The organism is Tsukamurella pseudospumae (genome assembly GCF_001575205.1).
Lineage (GTDB): Bacteria > Actinomycetota > Actinomycetes > Mycobacteriales > Mycobacteriaceae > Tsukamurella > Tsukamurella pseudospumae.
In genome coordinates this window covers 1-21619 of sequence record NZ_LSRE01000008.1, presented here as the reverse complement: position 1 = coordinate 21619, position 21619 = coordinate 1, and the positions used below count along the sequence as shown (strand labels likewise).

Annotated in this window: 23 protein-coding genes and 1 tRNA gene; 8 read left to right on the top strand and 16 right to left on the bottom strand. The window is 69.1% G+C overall.

Going from position 1 to position 21619, the window contains the following annotated elements; translation table 11 throughout:
• Positions 1-25 precede the first annotated feature (25 nt).
• The 3 genes from AXK61_RS05325 to AXK61_RS05315 all read right to left on the bottom strand — a co-directional run bounded on the left by AXK61_RS05325 (position 26) and on the right by AXK61_RS05315 (position 4740).
• Entirely contained in the window at positions 26-1672 is a 1647-nt protein-coding gene (locus tag AXK61_RS05325; RefSeq protein WP_068571312.1) for a serine/threonine-protein kinase, read from the bottom strand.
• Positions 1673-1814: 142 nt separating this feature from the next.
• The gene (locus AXK61_RS05320) at positions 1815-3308 is read right to left on the bottom strand and encodes a flavin-containing monooxygenase (protein ID WP_068571311.1); all 1494 of its coding nucleotides are present in this window, start codon (positions 3306-3308) and stop codon (positions 1815-1817) included.
• Between the two features lie 187 nt (positions 3309-3495).
• Positions 3496-4740, bottom strand: coding sequence for a PucR family transcriptional regulator (locus tag AXK61_RS05315; RefSeq protein WP_068571310.1), 1245 nt, complete (start codon positions 4738-4740; stop codon positions 3496-3498).
• Between the two features lie 42 nt (positions 4741-4782).
• Here AXK61_RS05315 and AXK61_RS05310 point away from each other — a divergent pair, with 42 nt between their 5' ends.
• Positions 4783-5748 (top strand): arsenic resistance protein, encoded by a 966-nt coding sequence (locus AXK61_RS05310; RefSeq protein WP_231855438.1) that lies wholly within the window; start codon positions 4783-4785, stop codon positions 5746-5748.
• Positions 5749-5778: 30 nt separating this feature from the next.
• Positions 5779-6351 (top strand): hypothetical protein, encoded by a 573-nt coding sequence (locus AXK61_RS05305; protein ID WP_068744174.1) that lies wholly within the window; start codon positions 5779-5781, stop codon positions 6349-6351.
• Between the two features lie 9 nt (positions 6352-6360).
• Here AXK61_RS05305 and AXK61_RS05300 read toward each other — a convergent pair whose 3' ends face one another.
• From AXK61_RS05300 to AXK61_RS05270, 8 genes are all read right to left on the bottom strand, one after another.
• Positions 6361-7563: a cytochrome P450 gene (locus tag AXK61_RS05300; protein ID WP_068571308.1), complete on the bottom strand. Its 1203-nt coding sequence runs from the start codon at positions 7561-7563 to the stop codon at positions 6361-6363.
• A 51-nt stretch (positions 7564-7614) separates the two neighbouring features.
• Entirely contained in the window at positions 7615-8184 is a 570-nt protein-coding gene (locus AXK61_RS05295; RefSeq protein WP_068571307.1) for a TetR/AcrR family transcriptional regulator, read from the bottom strand.
• A 141-nt stretch (positions 8185-8325) separates the two neighbouring features.
• A tRNA-Thr gene (locus AXK61_RS05290) sits at positions 8326-8401 on the bottom strand.
• A gap of 70 nt (positions 8402-8471) precedes the next feature.
• Positions 8472-8975 carry a DinB family protein gene (locus AXK61_RS05285; protein WP_197466749.1) on the bottom strand — a complete coding sequence of 168 codons (504 nt, stop codon included), beginning with the start codon at positions 8973-8975 and terminating at the stop codon, positions 8472-8474.
• A complete protein-coding gene (locus AXK61_RS24845; RefSeq protein WP_139057900.1) occupies positions 8975-9157 on the bottom strand; it encodes a hypothetical protein in 183 nt (60 codons plus the stop codon). Before AXK61_RS24845 ends, AXK61_RS05285 begins: the two co-directional genes overlap by 1 nt.
• Before the next feature lie 181 nt (positions 9158-9338).
• Complete coding sequence (locus AXK61_RS05280; protein ID WP_068744171.1) at positions 9339-10331, bottom strand: ABC transporter substrate-binding protein; 993 nt, start codon at positions 10329-10331, stop codon at positions 9339-9341.
• A 91-nt stretch (positions 10332-10422) separates the two neighbouring features.
• On the bottom strand, positions 10423-10653 hold the full coding sequence (locus AXK61_RS05275; protein WP_068571304.1) for a type II toxin-antitoxin system antitoxin: 231 nt from the start codon (positions 10651-10653) through the stop codon (positions 10423-10425).
• Positions 10653-11573, bottom strand: coding sequence for an SPFH domain-containing protein (locus tag AXK61_RS05270; protein ID WP_068744169.1), 921 nt, complete (start codon positions 11571-11573; stop codon positions 10653-10655). Before AXK61_RS05270 ends, AXK61_RS05275 begins: the two co-directional genes overlap by 1 nt.
• A gap of 276 nt (positions 11574-11849) precedes the next feature.
• Here AXK61_RS05270 and AXK61_RS05265 point away from each other — a divergent pair, with 276 nt between their 5' ends.
• Both AXK61_RS05265 and AXK61_RS05260 read left to right on the top strand, forming a co-directional pair.
• Entirely contained in the window at positions 11850-12311 is a 462-nt protein-coding gene (locus tag AXK61_RS05265; protein WP_068744167.1) for an SgcJ/EcaC family oxidoreductase, read from the top strand.
• Positions 12312-12471: 160 nt separating this feature from the next.
• Complete coding sequence (locus AXK61_RS05260) at positions 12472-13164, top strand: hypothetical protein (protein WP_068571302.1); 693 nt, start codon at positions 12472-12474, stop codon at positions 13162-13164.
• A gap of 40 nt (positions 13165-13204) precedes the next feature.
• On the opposite strand, the gene AXK61_RS05255 is transcribed toward AXK61_RS05260, so the two are convergent.
• The 5 genes from AXK61_RS05255 to AXK61_RS05235 form a co-directional block, all read right to left on the bottom strand.
• Positions 13205-13831: a PaaI family thioesterase gene (locus AXK61_RS05255; RefSeq protein WP_068571301.1), complete on the bottom strand. Its 627-nt coding sequence runs from the start codon at positions 13829-13831 to the stop codon at positions 13205-13207.
• Positions 13832-13834: 3 nt separating this feature from the next.
• On the bottom strand, positions 13835-15007 hold the full coding sequence (locus AXK61_RS05250) for a lipid-transfer protein (RefSeq protein ID WP_068744165.1): 1173 nt from the start codon (positions 15005-15007) through the stop codon (positions 13835-13837).
• Complete coding sequence (locus tag AXK61_RS05245) at positions 15004-15420, bottom strand: hotdog family protein (RefSeq protein ID WP_068571299.1); 417 nt, start codon at positions 15418-15420, stop codon at positions 15004-15006. The genes AXK61_RS05250 and AXK61_RS05245 overlap by 4 nt, the downstream gene beginning before the upstream one ends.
• 120 nt (positions 15421-15540) lie before the next feature.
• The gene (locus AXK61_RS05240) at positions 15541-16560 is read right to left on the bottom strand and encodes an OB-fold domain-containing protein (RefSeq protein ID WP_082789225.1); all 1020 of its coding nucleotides are present in this window, start codon (positions 16558-16560) and stop codon (positions 15541-15543) included.
• Positions 16557-18842 (bottom strand): acyl-CoA dehydrogenase, encoded by a 2286-nt coding sequence (locus tag AXK61_RS05235; RefSeq protein ID WP_068571515.1) that lies wholly within the window; start codon positions 18840-18842, stop codon positions 16557-16559. Before AXK61_RS05235 ends, AXK61_RS05240 begins: the two co-directional genes overlap by 4 nt.
• A 99-nt stretch (positions 18843-18941) precedes the next feature.
• Between AXK61_RS05235 and AXK61_RS05230 the strand changes: the two genes are divergently transcribed.
• From AXK61_RS05230 to AXK61_RS05220, 4 genes are all read left to right on the top strand, one after another.
• Positions 18942-19811 (top strand): TIGR03619 family F420-dependent LLM class oxidoreductase, encoded by an 870-nt coding sequence (locus AXK61_RS05230; RefSeq protein ID WP_068571514.1) that lies wholly within the window; start codon positions 18942-18944, stop codon positions 19809-19811.
• Positions 19812-19828: 17 nt separating this feature from the next.
• Positions 19829-20245, top strand: coding sequence for a nuclear transport factor 2 family protein (locus AXK61_RS05225; protein WP_068571297.1), 417 nt, complete (start codon positions 19829-19831; stop codon positions 20243-20245).
• Positions 20246-20312: 67 nt separating this feature from the next.
• A complete protein-coding gene (locus AXK61_RS24840; RefSeq protein WP_156485576.1) occupies positions 20313-21083 on the top strand; it encodes a hypothetical protein in 771 nt (256 codons plus the stop codon).
• A gap of 62 nt (positions 21084-21145) precedes the next feature.
• Positions 21146-21619 (top strand): helix-turn-helix domain-containing protein (locus AXK61_RS05220; protein ID WP_156485575.1); only part of this gene is annotated, 474 nt, incomplete at its 3' end.

Sequence of the window (21619 nt, the reverse complement as noted above, 5' to 3'; positions counted from 1 at the left end):
CCCGGCCGAGCGGGGGAGCTGGTGGTTACTTCCCGCTGAACTGGACCTGCGCCAGGGTGGTGGACCATTTACCGCTGTCGACTTTCACCAGTCCGGTGATCCACACCAGCACGTACTTCGACGACGGTGCCCCGCTCGCGCTGAAGTGCGTCTCGCCGCTCGACAGTGTCCCGCTCCAGATCTTGGTCGTGCCGTCGAGCGAGTTCAGCGACGCCGAGTCGGCGATCCGGATCTCCACGGTCGAGCCGTCGCTGGGCGAGGTGATGGTGCCCGAGGTGATCGACACCGCCTTGTCCAGGGTGATGAGCAGACCCGTCCCGCTCTTGAGGCCGCCGAAGCCGGGACCGGAGAAGTAGTCGTCGGTGCGCCAGGACGGCTTGTCTCCCGTCAGGACGTTCTGGGCGTACTTGGACGCTTCGGCGCCGCCCTGGAAGTAGACGGGCGTGACCGAGGATGCGGTCACCGTCGAACCGCCCCCGCCGGATCCCCCGCCCCCGGGCTGGTTGACCACGTAGAACACGCCCGCCGCCAGCGCGATGATCACCACGGCCACCAGCGCGGCGACCGCGCGGCCCCACCTCCGGGGCTTCGCCGGGGCGGGTGTGAGTGGCTCCTGCTGCCGGGCCGAGGCGGGGAGCTGCTCGGCACGGGTGGGAGCGGGCTGGGCCGCGGTGTGCGGTCCGGGGTACTCGCCGGTCGGGACGTACTGCCCCGTCGGCGGCCCCGGGTACGGCGCGGTGCCGGAGCCGGGCTGGGCGCCCGTGTGTTCGCCGGTGAAGGCGGGAACGGACTGCTGCGCGGTCCCCGCAGGCATACGCTGCTGTGCGGTGCCGGGCGGCACGGACGGCGATTCTCCGCGCAGCCCGGCGACGAACTCGGCGCAGGTGGCGTACCGGTCCTCGGGACGCTTGGCGAGGGCTTTGCGGAAGACGGCGTCGAGGTGGCCCGGCAGTGAAGAATTGCGGGCCGTGATCTTCGGGGCGGGCTGGTTCAGGTGCGCGGCGATGACGGCCGCGGGGGAGTCGCCGGGGAACGGCGGCGCGCCCGTGAGCAGCTCGAACACGGTGCAGCCGAGCGAGTACAGGTCCGCCCGGTTGTCGAGGTTCTTGTTGTCGAAGGCCTCGGGCGACATGTACGACATCGTGCCGACCGTGATGCCCGTGGACGTGACGCCGACGGCCTCGCCCGCCGCCTTGGCGATGCCGAAGTCGGCGAGCTTGACCTGCGGCGCACCGTCGGAATCGAAGGCCACAAGGATGTTGGCGGGCTTGACGTCGCGGTGGGTGATCCGCGCCTGCCGGTAGGCGTAGTCGAGGGCCGCCCCGGCACCGTCGGCGATCTCGATCGCCAGCGGCAGCGGCATCGGCCCGCGCTGGGCGAGCATCTGCGCGGTGTCCGGCCCGGCGACGTACTCCATCGTGATCCACAGCCGGCCGTCGACCTCGCCCCGGTCGTACAGGTGGATGATGTTGCGGTGGTTGAGCTGCGCGAGCACATAGGCTTCGCGATCGAACCGCGCCTTGTACTGCGGGTTGCTACTCACGGACGTGTGCAGCAGCTTGAGGGCGTCCTGGCGGGGCAGGCGCGGGTGCTGGACGAGGTAGACCTCGCCCATGCCGCCGCCGCCGAGCTTGCGGACCACCCGGTAGCCCGCGACCTGCTGCTCGTTCATCCGAGACCTCCGCGGCGAAGCGCACGGGTCACCCGCTGACCCGCGACTTGCTTCTCGTTCATCCCCACCTCATCCGCGCCGCCCGTCGACCGCACCGAGTCAACGGTAGCGGTAGACGGGCGGAAGCGGTGATCGTTGCAGGTCAGACGGTGACCTTGGCGTGCGCGCTGGAGGTCAGCCGCAGGCCCGACTCCTCTCCGAGGGAGAGCTCGCTGTTCAGGCGCTTGGCGTCCTCGAAGTAGCTCATGGACATGCGCCAGTCGTCGGCCTCGCCCTGGCGGGGCAGCTCGTTCAGTGCGCGCTGGACGTAGCCGGCCTCGAAGTCGAGGGCGGGGCGGGTCGGCATGTCGGGGTCGGCGACCGCGACGGCCGTGTCGAGGCCGCGCTCGTCCATCGTGCCGATCAGCGTGGTGATGTACTTCCACAGCATCCCGACCTTGAGCGTCCAGGACGAGTTGGTGTAGCCGATGGCGAGCGCCGCGTTCGGGACGCCCGAGAGCATCGCGCCGCGGTGGATCACGGACTCGGTGACGTCGACGGGCCGCCCGTCGACGGACAGCTGCACGCCGCCGAACAGCTTGAGCTTGAGGCCGGTGGCCGTGACGATGATGTCGGCGTCCAGGTGCTCGCCGCCGGCGAGCTCGATGCCGGTCTCGTCGAAGGTCACGATCTTGTCGGTGGCCACGGCCGCGTCGCCGCTGCGGATGGCCTTGAACAGGTCACCGTCGGGAACGGCGCACAGGCGCTGGTCCCAGGGGTTGTACGGCGGGTTGAAGTGCACGTCCACCGGGTAGCCCTCGGGGAGGCGCTTGGCGTTCTCCTTGCGGATGATCTTGCGTGCGAGATCCGGGAAGCGCTGGGCGAAGACGTACACGCCGCGCTGCTGCCAGATGAACCGCTTGCGGCTGAGCCCGTGGCCGATCTTGTGGCCGAAGGCCCGATGGAACAGGTTCGTCAGCGGGTCCTGCTTGGGCACCGGCATGATGTAGCTCGGCGTGCGCTGCAGCATGGTGACGTGCGAGGCCCGCTTCGCGCCGGTCAGCAGCGAGGGGACGAGCGTGACGGCGGTGGCGCCGGACCCGATGACCACGACCTTCTTGCCGGTGTAGTCCAGGTCCTCGGGCCAGAACTGCGGGTGGATGATCTGGCCCGCGAAGGTCTCGCGGCCGGTGAACTCGGGGGTGAAGCCCTGCTCGTAGTCGTAGTAGCCGCTGCCGAAGAACACCCAGCTCGCGGTCATCGCGACCTGCTCCCCGTCGCGCTCGACCTGCAGGGTCCAGCGGGCGTCCTCGCTCGACCAGTCGGCGGAGAGCACCTTGTGGTTGTAGCGGATCTTGTCGGTGAGGTCGTTCTCCTCGATCGTCTCGCGCAGGTAGTCGATGATCTTGTGCGCGTCGGCGATGGAGTCCTTGGACTCCCAGGGCTTGAACTCGTAGCCGAAGGTGTGCAGGTCGGAGTCGGACCGGATGCCGGGGTACTTGAACAGATCCCAGGTGCCGCCGAAGGTCGCGCGGCCCTCGAGGATCGCGAAGGACTTCGACGGCAGCTCGTCGGTGATGTAGTGTCCCGCGCCGATGCCGGAGATGCCGGCGCCGATCACGATGATGTCGAGATGCTCTCCGGTGGTGTTCGTCATGCGTGTCTCTCCTGGTCCGAGGGCTCCGTGATAGAACCGATGACTCACTCTCTCGCTCGGCGGCCCCTCGCGGCCAGCGCAGATTGCACCCGGTTGTCCCACAGGTTGGTGCAGATCGTCACGCGGGCCCGCCCGGCCGCGTCATGCCGGCCTTCCGGGCCTCGTCATGCCGGCCGTCCGGGCCGCGTCATGCGGGCCCGTCCGGGCCGAGCCAGCGCAGCACGTCGAGCGCCACGGCCACGCCCGTCGGGTTGTCCGTCAGCGGGCGCGGAAGCAGCTCGTCCGCCCTGGTCAGGCGCCGGATCACCGTGTTGCGGTGGGTGTAGAGCCGCTCGGCGGTGCGGGAGGTGTTGAACTGCTCGTCGACGTACGCGGCCACGGTCTCGCGGGTCTCCCGGTCGGCGGTCAGCAGGTCACCGAGGGTGTCCCGGACGAACTCGTCGGCCTTCCCGGTGTCGCTCGTGACCAGCGAGATCAGCGCGATGTCGTCGTACCCGGCCACGCGGCGACGGGTCCGCAGCCGGGTCATCACGCGCTGCGCCGTGCCCGCGTCCAGGTGGCTGCGGCGGAAACCCTCGAGGTCGTCGCCCGGTCGGCCGATCGCGACGCGGACCTCGGGGTGGTCGGACAGCTCGCGGGCCAGGTCTCCGGAGTTCGTGACGACGGTGCCTGGGAGCCACAGCCACAGCGCCGACGCGCTCGCGACGACGGTCAGCGGCCGGGTCACCCCGGCGTGCCGCGCGAGGGCGTGGGCGGCGGCGTCGAGGTCGCCGACGGTGCCGGTGGTCCAGATGACCGCGGCGGTGTGCGGGCCGGTGAGCCGGTATCCCAGCTGTTGCTCGGCCCGTGACCGGGTGATCGGGGCGCCCTCGAGGATCAGCGTGACCGCAGCCAGACGGTCCGCGTTGGTCCCCGTCGTGAGCTGCTCGCGTTCGCCGGCCATCCGGATCGTGATCGCGTCGATGGTGTCGTCGACGTAGGCCGACATCGAGGCCCAGGTGACGGACAGGAGTTCGCGCAGTTCCGCGGGGTCGTCGGTGAGCTCGAAGCAGACGTTCATCCACAGCGCCCAGGCGGTGTTGAGGCCCTTGCGGTAGGTGTCGATGCCGTGCAGGTCGAGGCCCCGTCGGACGAGGTCCCGGGCGACGGCGAGGGCGTCCGCGGAGTCGATGTTCGGCGGTACCCGGCGGCCCGGGTGCGCGAGGTTGTGCGCCGCCCAGTGCAGCATGACCGCGGTGTCGGAGTTGCGCACCAGCTCCGCCAGGGTCGGATCCGCGGCGATGGGGGACAGGATGATGCCGGTCAGCGTCGCGTCCTGCAGCGCGGTCACCCATTCGTCGGGGGCGTTGCTGGCGAACTCCGCGGCGCGCCGGATGAGCTCCTTGACCCGGTCCGAGGGCTCGGGCCAGTTCTGTTCCGTCGGCGCACCCATGGAGGGAACCCTACTGATCCGGGGCGTCGCTAGGGTGTGCGCGTGACGGGAATTCGGACAGTCGTGGATCGGATGGAGACGCACCAGGTCGCGTTGTACGTGGCCGGGCTCGCCATCGGTGCCGCGCTCGGCCTCGCCGTCCCGACGGTGTCCGGCCCCGCCGGGGCGCTCGTCGAACCGGCCCTCGCCGCGCTGCTGTACGCGACCTTTCTGGGAATCCCGTTCGCGCGCATGGGGGAGGCGCTGCGCGATGTCCGCTTCCTCGGCACGGTCCTGGCGGTGAACTTCGTCGCCGTGCCGATCGTGGTGCTGCTGGTGTCGCGGATCGTCGCGCACGACAGGGTGCTGCTGGTCGGGGTGTTGTTCGTACTGCTGACGCCGTGCATCGATTACGTGATCGTGTTCAGCGGCCTCGCGGGCGGGGCGAAGGACCGGCTGCTCGCCGCGGCGCCGCTGCTCATGCTGGCGCAGATGATCCTGCTGCCCGCGTACCTGTGGCTGTTCGTGGGTGCCGATGTCGTGCGGACCCTCGACGTCGCGCCCTTCGTGCGAGCGTTCGTCGTGATCATCGCGTTGCCGCTGGTGCTGGCCGGTGCGACGCAGTGGGCGGCGGCGCGCACTCGCTGGGGTGCTGTGCTCTCCGCGGCGGTGTCGGGCGCGATGGTGCCGGTCATGGTGCTCACGCTCGCGGTGGTGGTCGCGTCGCAGATCGCGGGTGTGCGTTCCGAGCTGTCGTCTCTGCTGCTGACGGTCCCCGTCTACGTGCTGTTCGCGGTCGTCATGACCCCGATCGGCGCGGTCGCGGGACGGTTCGCCGGATTGGACGTCCCGAGCCGGCGCAGCGTCGTGTTCAGCGGCGTGACCCGGAACTCGTTGGTGATCCTGCCGCTGGTCCTGGCCCTACCGGCCGCGTACGATCTGGCGCCGCTGGTGGTGGTCACGCAGACCCTCGTCGAGCTGGTGGTGATGGTCGTGTTCGTCCGGCTGATCCCGCGGCTGATCCGCTAGACGTAGTTCGTGAATCGCTATTCTGGCGTGATGGATGCGGATTCCGGTCAGGGGGCGACGGCGCTCGGGACCTTCGGTGCGATTCTCGCCGGGCTTGTCGTGATCGAGGTGCTCGCCTGGTTGTGGGCGCAGACCATCGGCGCGGGCTTCGGGTGGTCGGTGCTCACGCTCCTCGTCGGCGTAGCGCTCGTCGTCGCGTGGCTCGCCTACCTCGTGACCTGGGCGTTCCGTCGTAAGCGGTTCGCATGGCACTTGCTGATCATCCCGACGATCGGCCTGCTCGGGCTGGGTGCAGCATTCTCGGGACTGCCGCAGAAGGCGCGGTGGGCGTACGACGAGCCCCGGCTCACCGTGGCGGCGCGGGAGGCGATCGCCGATCCGCGCGCGGAGTTCCACGATCAGAATGATCGGACGATCGGCACTCAGGAGGTGTCCAGCACGAGCAAGGTCGACGGAGTGGTCACTTTCCGTCTGTTCAGCAGCGACGGGTTCTTCAGCATGACGACGCTCCAATACCGGCCCGACGGGAGCTCCCCGGACCGCTGCGGCACCAATCGATGCCAGAGCCTGTCCGACGGGTGGTGGCGCGTCCTCGTCGACTAACGGGACGGATCACCGTCGCGAGACCCGCACCGGCAGTGAGGAGAGTCCGCGCACGTTGAGCGAGTGCACGCGCTCGACGTTCTCGAAGTCCACCTCGTAGCCGCGCACCGTCGACACCACCTCGCCCAGCGCGATATCGGCCTCCAGCTTCGCCAGGTGCGAGCCGAGGCAGAAGTGACTCCCGAAGCCGAAACTCAGTGACGCAGAGGTGTCCCGACCGATCCGGTACGCGGCGGGATCGTTGAACACGTCCGCGTCGCGGTTCGCCGACGCCACGAGCAGCAGGACCCGATCCCCTTGGGGGATTACAGTTCCACGGAACTCCACGTCGGTGGCCGCGCGCCGCAGCAACATCTGCGTCGACGTGTCGTAGCGCAGGGTCTCCGCCGACCAGTCCGGGATGGCCGACGGTGCGCCGAAGGGCTTCGCTCCCTCGTCGGGATGTCGTGCGCCCCAGTAGATCGCGTTGCCCAGCAGCTTGGTGGTGGTCTCGTTGCCGGCCACGATCATGAGGATCAGGATGCCGACGATCTCCGCGTCGGTGAGCGATTCCTGTGCACCGCTGTCGTTCTTGACCTGCGCAGCGATCAATGCGGAGACCAGGTCGTCCGCTGGCCGAGCGCGACGCTCGCCGACGAGGTCAAGATAGTACCGATACAGGCCGAAGAAGGCCTCCGCGGCGGGCTGCGGGACGTCGAAAACGCCGTCCTCCCTGTGGATCAACACGTCGCCGAGCCGGCGCAGTTCGTCCCGGTCGGCGATCGGGACGCCCATCATCTCGGAGATCACCTCCATCGGGACGAGCGCGGCGAAGTCGGCGACGAAGTCGAACTCGCCGCGGTCCAGGCACGCCGCCCAGTGCGCGCGTACGCGCTCCTCGATCCACGGCCGCAGTGCCGCCATGCGTTTGGGGGTGAACGCCTTCGCGACCAGTCGCCGGATCCGCAGGTGACGCGGGTCGTCCATGGCGAGGAAGCTCATCGCGTACTCGGCGTCCTGTGTGTAGGCCGCGGGTTCCAGCGTCACGCCCCACGCGCTGGAGAGGCGCTCGGTGTCGCGGAAGGCGGCGCGCACATCGTCGTACCGCGAGAGGGCCCAGAAGTCGCGCTCCGGGTTGTAGTACACGGGCCGCTCCGCGCGCAGCCGCTCGAAAACCGGGTACGGGTCGTCGTGGAAGGCGTAGGAGTACGGATCGAGAATTGGACTGGACATGTGTCCAGACAATAGTCCAGAACGTGTCGAAGGGGAACAGGTTCTTGTCCGTCAGTTCGACATCATCAGGTCGACGGCGCGCGTCAGCGCCGCCTTCGACGCTTCGACGTCGAGGTACCCCATCCCGGCCTGGACCAGCACGCCGGAGTACGCGAGCTCGACGGACTCCACCAGGCCCGACGGTGCGCCGCGCCCCAGGGCCTCCAACAGCCTGGCGCGGATGAGCAGCCCGACGCGCAGTCGCGCGGCCTGGGCGTCGGACTCGTGGCCCAGGAGCGCGGTGTTCACCGCGGTCGCGAACTGCGGGTCGATCAGCACCAGCTCGACGAGGCCGGTGAGCACCTGCAGGACGCGCTCCCGCGGCGCGGCCGCCGGGTCGGGCCCGACGAGTTCCGCCTCCACGCGGCGCGCGAACACCTCCGCGATCAGGTGGTTCTTTGAGGAGAAGTACGTGTACGCAGTCGCCGGCGAGACGCCCGCTGCGCGCGCCGCCACGCGCACGGTGAACCCGTCGACACCGTGCTCGGCGAGCGCCGCCGGCACCGCGGCGCACAGCCTGGCCACCGTCTCGGCCTGGGCCGGGGACAGCCGCCTGCGGGGGAGTTCCGTCGAGCTGGACATGAGTCCAGACGATAGTCCGGGAATCCGGGATGTGCCCGGCTCTGCGCTGCAGGGCTCGGGCGCGAGTGTGTCCAGACATCCGGCGACGGCACGGGGTACGGCGAAGGCCAGGTCGGAAAACGCGTCCGACCTGGCCTTCGGTGGAGCCGCCTGCGAGAATCGAACTCGCGACCTTTTCATTACGAGTGAAGCGCTCTACCGACTGAGCTAAGGCGGCGTGGCCCCACACGGGTGCAGGACCGAGGACCAAGTGTACTGACCGCCCCGTCGACCACCAAATGCACCGCTCAGCTGGCACGTTTGGCGAGTAGCTGCTCCCGCAGGATCTCGGCGTGACCGAGGTGCTGGGCCAGCTCGCGCAGCACGTGGAGATACGCCCATCGCAGGGGCAGAGGGCTGAGTCGATGTCCGGGCAGGGGGTCGTCGAGCGAGAGATGCGCAGTCGCCCGGCGGGAGGCGGCGCACGCCTGCTCGTACGTCGCGCGCACCGTCGGGATGTCGTCGTCGGCGGCGAGGACGAAGGACTCGTCCGGGTTCTCGGGGATCCCGATCTCCGCGCGGGTCCGGCCGGTGAGCGCGGCGTCGAACCACACCTTCTCCACGAAGGATCCGTGCTTGAGGAGGCCGAGCAGGGTGGTGCGGGACGGGACGAGAGACGCCCTTGCTTCCTGCTCGGTGAGACCGTCGAGGACGGCGGCCAGTCGCTCCCGGTGCTCATCGAGGAAGGTTTCGAACTGAGCACGCAGTTCTGCGTCGAGAGTCTCGCGCTCGATCGTCGGCTGCACCGTCATCATCGCCGCCGCGGGAGGACCCGGAACAGCAGGAACACGACCGCGGAGACGATCAGAAGGAGGGGGACGCCGCCGAAGATCCCGAGAAAGACGAGCATGTCGCGGTTCATCTCCTGAGCGCACTCGGGTATCCGCGCGCATTCACTCAGTCCTGCTTCGGCGAGGATCGGCACCGTTGTCATGCCCCGATGCTACGGTGCACCGCGTTCGCCGCCCCGTTCATCGTGACTGCCAGTGCCCACCGGAGACGTCCGGTTTGGCACTGGCGGTCACAATTTCATAGCCCGCGGATCGACCCCATCCGTCGAATCCGGCCTCGAGTCGCCGTCCCCGCGGCGGTCGCCTAAGCGGCCGCCGGGCGCGCTACTTCCCCGAGATCCACGCCGGGACAACGGGACCCGTCACGTCGAAGGCCTTCGCGATGTCCGCGAGGATGTGATAGGCGCCCTGCACGCTCACGGCGCTCATCCACTCGGCGTCCTTGACCTCCACGACCCGCGGCACCAGCGGGGCCCACAGCGGGTTCTGCCGGAAGGTGTTCAACGAGTCGGACCCCTTGTCGCCGTTGGTGGTCACGAAGATCTTGGTGCCGTCCGCGGCGGGGATCCGCTCGGCGCTGATCTCCGTCATGAAGTCGTCGATGTTCTGCGACGCCGGCCGCGCGAGACCCGCGTCCTGGAGCACGATGCCGGAGAAGGACTTCTTCGCGTAGAGGCGCGTCGGGCCGTCGAGGAAGCGCACCACGGAGATGGTGGTGTCGGGTCCCGCCTTCGCCTTCACGGCGGCGCCCACCGCCCGCGCCTGCGCCTCGTACTCTGCGAGCCGCTGGTCGGCGAGAGTCTCCTTGCCGAGGGCCTTGGCCAGCAGTCGGATGTTGTCCTTCCACGTGGGACCGGTGGTCTCGCTGAAGACCGTCGGCGCGATACCCGAGAGCTGTTGGTACTCCTTGCCGTGTCGGACCTTCGCGCTGACGATGAGGTCGGGCTTGGTGGCGATGACCTTCTCCAGCGACGGCGCCGCGAGCTTCCCGACGCTCACGGCCTCCGCGCCGAAGTTCGTCGCGGACGCGCCGAGGTAGTCGGGCAGCTTGCTGCCGAGGGTGTTGTACTCCGTGAACGCGACGACCTTCGTGTCCAGCATCAGCGTCGCGTCGGTGAAGGACGCGTCGAGCGCGGCCACCCGCTGCGGCGCGCTCGGGATCGTCGTCGTTCCCATCGCGTGCTCGACGGTCCGCGGGAACCCGCCTCCGGCGCTGGTGCTGCTGTTCGCCGAGTCCGACGGTGCGCCGCTGCCGCACGCGGTGAGCGCGCCGATCGTGAGTGCGGCGAGCGTGACGCGCGCCAGGGAGAGCTTCATGGGACGGGGGTTCCTTCCGGTCGCGATGTCGCGGGGCCGCGATCTGCGAGAAGGAAGGTTACGCTTGCCTTATCGATCTGGACAACAATCGTTAGGGCTGTTCAGGGTTCGTCGGCGGCCGCCCCGGCCCGCGCATCGGGCGCGCCTTCGCGGGCATGCGCCCGGCATCGTCGAGCGCGCGGCGCAGGAGGAATTCGATCTGCGCGTTGACGCTGCGCAGATCGTCCGCGGCCCACTTGGCGAGCGCCTGGTGCACCGCGGGGTCGATCCGGAGCGGGACCGCCTTGCGGCCCCGCTCCTTTCCCGCCTCCGGTGCGTCCACTAGCTGTACAGGCTCCCCGTGTTCACCACCGGCGTGGTGCGGCTGTCCGAGCACAGGACCACCAGGAGGTTGGACACCATTGCGGCCCGGCGCTCGTCGTCGAGCTCGACGGTGCCGTTCTCCTCGAGCCGGGTGAGCGCGTTCTCGACGATGCCGACGGCGCCCTCGACGATCTTCTCGCGCGCCGCGAGGAGGGCGGAGGCCTGCTGTCGCTGCAGCATGGCCTGCGCGATCTCCGGGGCGTAGGCGAGCGAGGAGATGCGCGCTTCGAGGATCTCGAGTCCGGCCAGTTCGACGCGCGCGGCGACCTGTTCGGCCAGTTCGGCGGCCACTTGGTCGGTGGATCCGCGCAGCGATGTCGCGCCCGCCACGGCCTCGTCGGCGTCGTAGGGATGGCTGGTGGTCACGTGCCGCAGCGCGGACTCGGCCTGCGAGACGATGAACTCCTCGTAGTCCTCGACGGCGAAGGTGGCCCGGGCGGTGTCGGCGACCTGCCAGACGATGATCGACGCGATGTTCACCGGGTTTCCGGTGGAATCGTTCACCTTGAGCTCGGCGGTCTCGAAGTTGTGCACGCGCACCGAGACCCGCTGCCGCGTCGTCAGCGGTAGGACGAGCCCGAGGCCCTGGGCGCGCACGGTTCCCACGTACTTGCCGAACAGCTGCACCACCAGGGTGTGCCCGGGCGCGACGACCACGACCATGCTGACCAACAGCAGCGCGGCGATGGCCAGGACGACCGCGCCGACGATCAGCACCGGCGTCTGCGTCGAGATCGAGAGGATCACCAGACCGACCGCGCCCGCGACGAGCGCGAGGAAGCCGACGAACGCGGCCACGGCGGCGCCGGCGCCGGCATGCCACGCGGTGCGCTCCGTGACGGCCACCTGGGTGTCCTCGGGTTGAACGATGCTTGTCATCACCCCTCCTTATTCTGATATCACTTAATTTAAGTGATATCACTTTGACGTCGCCGCCGTCAAGGTTCCGTCAGGACCGCGTCAACATCCCTACCGGCCCGATGCGGGCCCGAATAACGTTCCGGCTCATGATCTTCCTGCTGATCGTGACCGGCGTTCTGTTGACCCTGCGCCTGATCCACGAGCTGTACTACCGGCGCGTGGATGCGCATCCCCTCGAATCGCACTGAATCGAAGCCTTGACCTCAACCGGGGTTGATAAGCGAGCCTGGAGGCATGGCTGACGACCGCTTCCGCGACCTTCCCGACATCCTCGGCGACGGCACGCTCGACGACGCCGCCGCGATCGTGGAGTTCGTCTCCGAGGTGCTCGCATCGCAACGCGAGGGCAGCGTGCCCCGCGTGCGTTCGCTCTTCCGCGACGACGCGGTCTGGACCACCGCGCACGGCCGCCGGCTGCACGGCAGGGCCGCGATCGACGGCTTCCTCGCGCGGACGATCCGCGGTTCCGGGGTGCGGGCAGGGGCGCACTACCGTGTCGAGCGCATCCTGTTCATCCGTCCGGACGTGGCCGCGGTGAGCGTCCGGGTGCGGCCCCTCGGGTCCGACGGTGCGCCGCAGCTCGAGTCCGCCCCGCTCTACGTGCTGTCCAAGGAGGACGGGGCCTGGCGGATCGCCGCCGCGCAGTCGACGGCGGTGTTCGACGATCCGTTCGCGCGGCAGTCCCGTGCCGGGTAGCCTTCGGGCCGTCGCGTCGATGTGACGCCCGGCTCCGGGAATCGTCCGCGAATCGTTCCGGCCAAAACTGGAACGTGTTACAGTTCTGCTCACGATACCGTGGCGCTGAGCTGTCCTGCCTGGGCATTCGAGGACGGCGCCGCGGGAGAGGGGTAGCACCATGGCGGCAACGAAATCGGATCCGGACGGGGTCCTCGACGACGGCCTGACGGGCGCGGACGAGGTCGACGAGCCGACCGCACCGGTGACGCCGAAGCTCACGAAGAAGGCTGCGGAGCAGGTGGCATCCGCGGAGCCGGAGAAGCAGCGGGGCATCGTGGTCACGCCGCTCATGCTCGGCCTGGCGGCGGTCGTCGTCGTCCTCGCCGTCGCCGCGACCGCGTTCGGATTCCTCTGGCTCTCGGCGTCGTCGGATCGCGACGACGCGCGCGGGCAGCTGGCGTCGATCACCCACACCGAGGACCGGAACGCGCGCGCCAAGGACGTGGCGGTCAAGTACGCGATCGGCGCGGCCACCGTCGACTACCAGAACCTCGATCCCTGGCGCACCGCGCTGGTGGCGAACACGACGCCGGAGCTGGCGAACACGCTCAAGACCGCTTCGACGGACTTGGAGCAGGTGTACGTACCGCTGCAGTGGCAGTCCACCGCCACTCCGCTCGGCACCATCGTCGTCTCGGACAAGGACGACATCATGGTCGTCAACGTCTTCGTCAACGTCGTCACCAAGAGCACGCAGCGGCCCCAGGGGATTCCGTCCGTGACCACCTACGCGCTGACGATCGACACCAAGCAGAACTGGGTGATCAGCGACGTGAGCAGCATCGACGGGGCGCTGGGCGGCAAGAAGTAGCAGCCGCGGCTCGGCCGCGCGAACGGCTCCCCGGCGTGCCTCAGGGCTGGCCGGGGAGCAGCTGCACCATCAGGCCCTCGCCGTCGGCCAGCAGTGTCCCGTCCTCCTCGGTGAGCCGGGCGGTGATGAAGGTCTTCCGCCCGTCCACCCGATCGACCTTGCCCTCGATCACGAGCGGCACGTCGAGCGGGGTCACCTTGCGGTAGTTGACGTGCAGGTACGCGGTCCGGCTGATGGGCCGCTTCGCCGCGTAGACCACGTTGCCGAAGTTGTCGTCGAAGATCAGCGGCAGGACGCCGCCGTGCGCGACCCCGCCGCCGCCGAGGTGATACCGACGGAGCACGCCGCGAGCCACGACGGACTCCGCATCGAACTTCTCGACGTGGAAGGGCGGCATCAGCAGGCTGCCGCGCCCGGGCAGCGACATGGATCGGTTCGCGGGTCCCTTGCCTTCGCGCGCCTGGAACGGGGCCAGCAGCTCGATCAGCTCGGCGACCCTGTCCCGTGCGGCCTCGTACACCCCGTCGGGGGCGTCGACGCTCACCGCGAGGTCCTGCAGCCGGCGCATGTTCTCGACGAACTCGCCGAACGCGGGCGGCGGGGTGGCTTCCTTGAAGCGCGGGATCTCGCTGCGCAGGTCCACCTTGTCCGAATCCGACTCGCTCATCCCTCAGACCTTACTCAGCACCAAACCGCTGGTCGGAACCCCGGTCCCGGCGGTCACCACGGCGCGCTCCGCGCCGGCGACCTGGTTGGCCGCCGTCCCGCGCAGCTGGCGCACCGCCTCGGCGATGCCGTTCATACCGTGGATGTACGCCTCGCCCAGCTGCCCGCCGTGCGGGTTGAGGGGCAGGGCCCCGTCGAGCTCGCAGGTGCCGGCGGCCAGGTACGACGGTGCCTCCCCCCGCCCGCAGAAGCCGAGCTCCTCGAGCTGCATGAGCACGTAGGGGGTGAAGTGGTCGTAGAGCACCGCCAGGTCCATGTCCGACGGTGCCATTCCCGCCTGCGCCCACAGCTGGCCGGCCACGACGCCCATCTCGGGCAGGCCGGTGAGCCCGTCGCGGTAGTAGCTGGTCATCACGTACTGGTCGGGGCCGCTGCCCTGCGCTGCGGCGGAGATGATCGCGGGCGTTCGCTGCAGGTCGCGGGCGCGCTCTGCGCTCGTGATCACCAGCGCCACACCGCCGTCGGACTCCTGGCAGCAGTCGAGGAGGTGGAGCGGCTCGGCGACGAACTTCGACACCTGGTGCTGGTCGAGGGTGATCGGTTTACCGTGGAACCAGGCCTTCGGGTTGGTCGCGGCCCGGGCGCGATCCAGGACCGCGACGCGGCCGAAGTCCTCACTCGTGGCGCCGAAGTCGTGCATGTAGCGGCGCGCCGCCATGGCGACGGTGGCTGCCGGCGTGGCGATCCCGGCGGGGTAGTGGAAGGCGTTGTCGATGCCGTTGGTGTTCACCTGCTGCGCGGCGGTGTTCGAGACCTGTCCGAACCGGTGCCCGGACCGCTCGTTGAACGCGCGATAGGCGACCACCACGTCGGCCACGCCCGTCGCGACGGCCATCGCGGCCTGCTGCACCGTCGCTGCGGCGGCTCCACCGCCGAAGTTGATGCGGCTGAAGAACTTCAGCTCAGGGATCTGCAGCTCGCGGGCCACGGCGATCTCGGAGTTGGTGTCCATGGTGAAGGTCACCAGGCCGTCGACGTCCTGCGGGGTGAGGCCCGCGTCGTCGAGCGCTGCCCGCACACACTCCACTGCCAGGCGCAGCTCGCTACGGCCGGAGTCCTTGGAGAACTCGGTGGCGCCGATGCCGGCGATCGCGGCCCTGCCGCTCAGCCCGCTCATGCCGGCAGCACCACGGTCGCGGTGCCGGAGATGTGATCGCCCAGGCTGTCTTTCGCGGTCACCGCGACGGTGACTGCGGCACCGTCGACCTGCGTGACCGTGCCCGAGAACGCGAGGGTGTCGCCGGCGTAGCATGGCGCGCCGAGCCGGATGGAGATGTTCCGCACGAAGGCCTCCGGGCCCGCCCAGTCGGTCACGTACTTCTGGACCAGGCCGTTGTCGGTGAGGATGTTGACGAAGACGTCCTTACTGCCGCGCGCGATCGCCGCGTCGCGGTCGTGGTGGACGTCCTGGAAGTCGCGGGTCGCGATCGCGGTGGTCGCGACGAAGGTCGTGGTCGCGTGGATCGTCATGGGCGGCAGCGCCGTCCCGACGGTGACCTCGGCGGCCCTGAGGGTTGCGGGGTACGTCATCGTGCCTCCCAGGCGGGCAGGGTCATGTCGTCGTCATCGCGGAGCGAAGAGGGGTACGTCACCGGGCCTCCCAGGCGGGCAGGGTCATGTCGTCGTCATCGCGGAGCGAAGAGGGGTACGTCACCGGGCCTCCCACGCGGGCAGGGTCAGGTCGTCATCGACTCGCAAAAACACTGCCTGTACGGGCATCCCGATCTCGACGGTCTCGGGATCCACGTCGATCAGCTCGCCCAGTACGCGCACGCCCTCGTCGAGCTCCACGAGCGCGACCACGAAGGGCAGTCGCTTGCCGGGGACCTTGGGGTGGTGGTGCACCACGAAACTGAAGACGGTGCCGGTGCCGGGGGAGACGATGTGGTCGGGGACGAGCGACAGATCGCCGCCCGGGTCCATGGGCCCGGGTGGGTGCCGCAGCGTCTCGCCCCAGCGTTGGATCCGCAGCTCGCCGATCGTGGCGCCCTCCCAGTAGAACGCCGTGTCGCGCGAGATCACGGGCCGTAGTACGCCGCCCGCGTAGCCGGAGGCGTCCACGATGCGTCCGCTGGGCCCCGCGGTGGGCACGGCGGTCTCCGCCGGGGCGGCGTCGGCGGCCGGCGGCCGGAACTTGAGGATGCGGAAGACCATCTCGGCCACGACCTCGTCGCCCACGCGCCACAGCGTGCGCGTCGTGAAGAACCAGCCCTCGCCGAGCGCGGTCTTCTTGGGGCCCACCACGTCCTCGAGCCGCGACGACGCGGTGATCTCCTCGCCGGGCCGCACGTGCCGGTGGTAGGTCTGGTCGGAATTGGTGGCGACGACCGAGGTGAAGCCGAGCTCGTCGAGGGCCTCCGTCATGAGACCCAGCGGGTCGTCGGCGGCACGCTCGCCGTGCAGCCCGCGCATGGACCACACCTGCGCCATCGCCGGCGGGGCGACGGGCCCGCCGAACACCGACTGCTCCGCGAACGCGGGGTCCGCGTAGAGCGGGTTGGCGTCGCCGATCGCCTCGGTCCAGTTGTTGATCATCGGCTGGTTCACCGGGTCGCGGCCCGCTCGCGGCGCGGAGTCGCCGAGGGCACGGATCCGTTCCGCGGCGGCGAGCACTGCGGCCGTGGTGGCGTCGGAGTCGGGCGTCATGGGGGCGTCTTCGGCCGCGCTCATCGGGGCACCCGCGGCAGCTGCAGGCCCATGAGGGCGATGAGTTCGCGCTGGATCTCGTTGACGCCGCCGCCGAAGGTCAGTACCAGGTGCCGCTTGGCCTGGACGTCGAGCCAGTGCAGCAGCTCCGCGGTCGCGGGATCGGACGGGTCGCCGTGCGTCCCGACCGTCTCCTCCAGCAGCGCCGTGAGGCCCTGGATCCGGTCGGAGCCGAACACCTTGGTGGCGGAGGCGTCCGCCACGTCGACGGGGCCGCCCGCCTCGGCGGCCGCGACCTGCCAGTTCAGCAACTCGTTGATGAGCTCCGCCGCGCGGACCCGCGCCAGCGCACCCGACACGTCGGGGTCGCCCAGCAGTTCCTTCTCGTGGGCCCAGGCGTCCACCCGGTCGTACAGCGAGCCGATCCTGCCGGACGGGCCGAGCATGACCCGCTCGTGGTTGAGCTGGGTGGTGATCAGCTTCCACCCTTCGTTCTCGACGCCGACCAGCATGTCCGCGGGCACCCGCACGTCGTTGTAGTACGTGGCGTTCACGTGATGCGCGCCGTCCGCCGTGATGATCGGCGTCCAGCTGTAGCCGGGATCCTTCGTGTCCAGAATGAGGATCGAGATGCCCTTGTGCTTCGGGGCATCCGGGTCGGTGCGGACCGCGATCCACACGTAGTCGGCGTCGTGGCCGCCGGTCGTGAAGATCTTCTGGCCGTTCACCACGTAGTGGTCTCCGTCGCGGACGGCGGTGGTGCGGATCGACGCGAGGTCCGTGCCCGCCTCGGGCTCGGTGTAGCCGATGGCGAAATGCACTTCGCCCGAGAGGATCTTGGGAAGGAACCGCGCCTTCTGCTCCTCGGTGCCGAACGCCTGGAGCGTCGGCCCGACGGTCTGCAGTGTCACCGACGGTAGTTGCACGTCGGCGCGCGAGGCCTCGTTGACGAACAGGTACTGCTCGATCGGCCCGAAGCCCTTGCCGCCGAACTCCGTCGGCCAGCCCACGCCCAGGCGATCATCGCGGCCCATGCGCCGCACCACGTCCCGGAACACCTCGCCGTGCCGCTGCACGAGCATCTCGGTGCGTTCCTCGGGGGTCATCAGTGCGGAGAAGTAGTCGCGCAGTTCCGCCTGCAGCGCCCGTTGCGCGGTGGTCAGCGCGAGGAACCGCCCGGACTCGTCGGCGCCGGTGGCGTCGTCGCGGTGCGCCGCGGCGAGGGCGCGCACCGTCTGCGGGCCGCCGCCCACGAACCGGGTGAGGTCCTTGATGGTCGAGTAGAACCGGTGCAGCGGGTACGTGGCATCGACCCCGATGCCGCCGTGCAGGTGGTGGCAGGTCCGCACGGCCGACGGTGCCTCCGTCGCCAGCCAGTGCGCCGCGAGCGCCGTGGCTTCGTCGGCGGGGGACCCGGTGCCCGTGCGCCACGCGGCGGAGACGGCTGCGAGGTGCAGCGTGCGGGAGGCGATGTACACGTCCGCGATCTGCTGCGCCACGGCCTGGAAGGCGCCCAGCGGGCGCCCGAACTGCTCACGCTTGCGCAGATGGTCGACGGTGAGCGAGAGGGCTCCGGCGAGCGCACCGTCGGCGACGGCGGCCGCACCCGTCAGGCCGCACTCCCGCACCGCCTGTGCGACGGTGCCGTCCGTGGAGGCGCCCAGTACCGCCTCGGCGGGGACCTCCACGCCCGCGAGGTCGACGGTGCCCTCAGGCGCACCCGTCGAGGTGGGGCTCGGGACGACGGAGACACCGGGCGCGGACGCGGGCACCAGGAAGACCGCGGCACCGTCGTCGGTGGCCGCGCTCACGAGCAGCTGCGCGGCGTGCTGCGCGTAGCCGACGGCGACCTTGCGTCCGGTCAGCGCCCACCCGCTCGCGGTGCGGACGGCGCGCGTCGCGGGGGTGACCGGCATGGCGGCGCCCGCCTCGCCCAGGGCGCCCACGATGAGCTCGTCGCCGGTCAGGGCCGCGGGCAGCAGGGCCGCACGCTGCTCGGGGGTGCCGTGCGCCGCGACGGGCAGGATGCCGAGTGCGAGCCCGGCGAGCAGGGGCGCGCCGATCGCGAGCCGCCCGCCCTCGGTGAGTACGGCCGCCACCTCCTCGGCGCCGAGGCCTGCGCCGCCGAGGTCCTCGGGCGCGGGAAGGCCGAGCAGGTCCGCCTTGGCGAGGTCGGCCCAGATGGCGCGCCAGGCGTCCTCGGTGTGGGCGGCGGCGCCGTCGGCACGGCGCGCGGCGGCGTGGCCGAGCACGTCGGCGGCAAGGCCGGCGACGGCCACCTGGTTCTCGTCCGGACGGAAGTCCACGCGCACTCCTGATCTCGATACCGCGTACAAACGGTGAAACGTGTTCTATTTTTAGCAAGTGGGGCGAACGCCCGCAAGCGGATCGACGAAAGGGTGACCATGCGATTCACGTACGCCGAGGCGATGACGGACCCGTCGTACTACGTGCCGCTCGCACAGGCGGCCGAGGAGGTCGGCTATCACAGCATGTGCGTGGCCGACAGCATCGCGTATCCCGAGGTCTCGGACTCGACGTACCCGTACACGCCCGATGGAAGCCGGGAGTTCCTCGACGGCAAGGAGTTCATCGAGACCTTCGTGCTGGCCTCGGCACTCGCGGCGTCCACGAAGACCCTCCGCTTCACGCCCTTCGTGCTCAAGCTGCCGATCCGCCCACCGGTGCTGGTCGCCAAGCAGGCCGCCTCGCTGGCGGCGATGAGTGGGAACCGGTTCTCTCTCGGCGTCGGGATCAGCCCGTGGCCCGAGGACTTCGAGATCATGGGTGTCCCGTTCGAGCGCCGGGGTAAGCGGATGGACGAGTGCATCGAGATCATCAAGGGGCTCTCGACCGGCGAGTACTTCGAGTACCACGGCGAGTTCTTCGACATCCCGTCGATCAAGATCGCCCCCGTTCCGACGGAGCCGCTGCCGATCCTGGTGGGCGGCCATGCGGACGCCGCCCTGCGCCGCGCGGTGCGCCTGTGCGACGGCTGGATGCACGCGGGCGGCGACGGCGAGGAGCTCGACCGCATGCTCGCCCGGATCGACGAGTTGCGCGCCGAGCACGACAAGAAGGAGTTCGAGATCCACGTGATCTCCCTGGACGCGTACACCGTGGACGGCATCAAGCGCCTTGAGGACAAGGGCGTCACCGATGTCATCGTCGGCTTCCGCCTGCCCTACCAGCTCGGACCCGACACCGAGCCGCTGCAGCCCAAGATCGACCACCTGCGCCGCTACGCCGACTCCGTCATCAGTAAGTTCGCCTGAAGTTCAAGGAGATCCCGATGAAAGACGATCACCCCGCCGTCCTCGCGGGACGCGCCTCCCAGGCGGCGGCCAGCGGCCACCGCAAGGAGGAGTGGCTCGACCTGTTCGCCGCCGACGGTGTCGTCGAGGATCCGGTGGGCCCCTCCGGGTTCGACCCCGAGGGCGAGGGGCATCACGGCCGAGAGGAGATCGCAGCCTTCTACGACAAGACGATCGGCGTCGCCGAGTCCCTGGAGTTCCTCTTCGGCGACGGCTTCGCCTGCGGGAACGAGGTCGCCTTCACGGGCCTCATCCGCACCGTCATCGGCGGGCACGTCATCGACGCGGAAGGCGTCTTCACGTACAAGGTCGACGATGCCGGGAAGATCGTTGCGCTCCGCGCCTTCTGGGAGGTCGACCGAGCCATGGCCACCGCCCGCCCTCTAGGCCTGTGATCCGTTAGGGCATCTGGCGTCGCTGTTTGCCATTCGCTACTGCGAGTGAACGTGCGATGATGGACGCGTGAGCGACATCGACGGCGGACGAGAAGCCGCAAGAGGATTTCACTTTCAGTATGTCGTGAGCGCCAGCCGGGTACTTGAGATGGCGTACAGAAATAGTCGAATCGGTCACGTGCACGTTGAGCAGAGCGGTGTCGCGAACGCGACCGTCGCGGACGATCAAGCTGTTGATTTGTCTGTCCATTCAGTGGACGGACAAATTCTATCTGTAGTCCAGATAAAATCGGTTGCTAACCCTGAAGGCTCGACTGTCAGTGCTGGAAGAATCCTTTCGATAATTGAATCCCTGGCCAGGATTCCAAATGCAGAATCGTACGAATATGTGACAAATGCGAAGCTTGGGCCGAGTGGAGAGTCCCTGATGGCGCTGATCATTGGCGGAGGGCGAGAACTTGAAACCGAAATGGACCGCCTGCAGATCAAGGTACCTCATGTTCGGGCCGCGATCCGGCGTGGCCGCTTCATTCAAGTCTCGGATGCGGTGACTCTTCGGCGCGAGTTCCGATTTAGGCTTCGTGATATACGTTTGGCGCAGCGTGTCGGTACAGGAGTGGACTCTTCGGAGCTCCTTTCTGCCTTCATAATTGATAAGGTGACGCAGGCGGCTGCGGGCCTGAGAGGCACAGAAATTGATCGCGAAACTCTTCGCGGATGGCTGTCGACGAAACCAGCGGCGATTGCGTCGGCACTAGGGGATTATGACTGGGGAAATATTGTAGGAACGTGGCCCGCGCCATCGACGGTCCTCCGAGAGGGGGTGGCGGTGTCATAGCGTCGTAGCAACAGCCCTGGTAGACCGGGGTGGTGCGACGATACGGGGCTGATGTGCGGCGGATGTTGACGGTGGAGGATCGGGTTGAGATCTCGACGGGGTTGAAGGCCGGCTGGTCGATTCGGACGATTGCGGTGCACCTGGGGAGGGCGCCGTCGGTGATCTCGCGGGAGATTCACCGGAACTCCACGAAGACCGGCGGGTATCGGTGTGCCACCGCGGATAAGACTGCACGGCAGTCTCGTTCGCGTCCGCAGGAGCGTGTGATCGACCGTGATCCGATCCTCAGAGCGCGGGTCCTCGCGGACTTGAAGTCCTCGTGCACGCCGCGGCAGATCGCGGGCAGGTTGCGGTTGGAGGCGCAGGATCCCAGTGTGGAGCTCATGGAACGTTCTGTTGATGCTCAGGGCCGGACCGTCTCGCATGAGGCGATCTACCGGTGGCTGTACGTGTTGCCGAAAGGTGAGCTTGATCGGCAGGGAATCATGTTGCAGAGCAAGCGAACCCGCCGCAAGCCGCGCAAGCAGGTGGGTGAG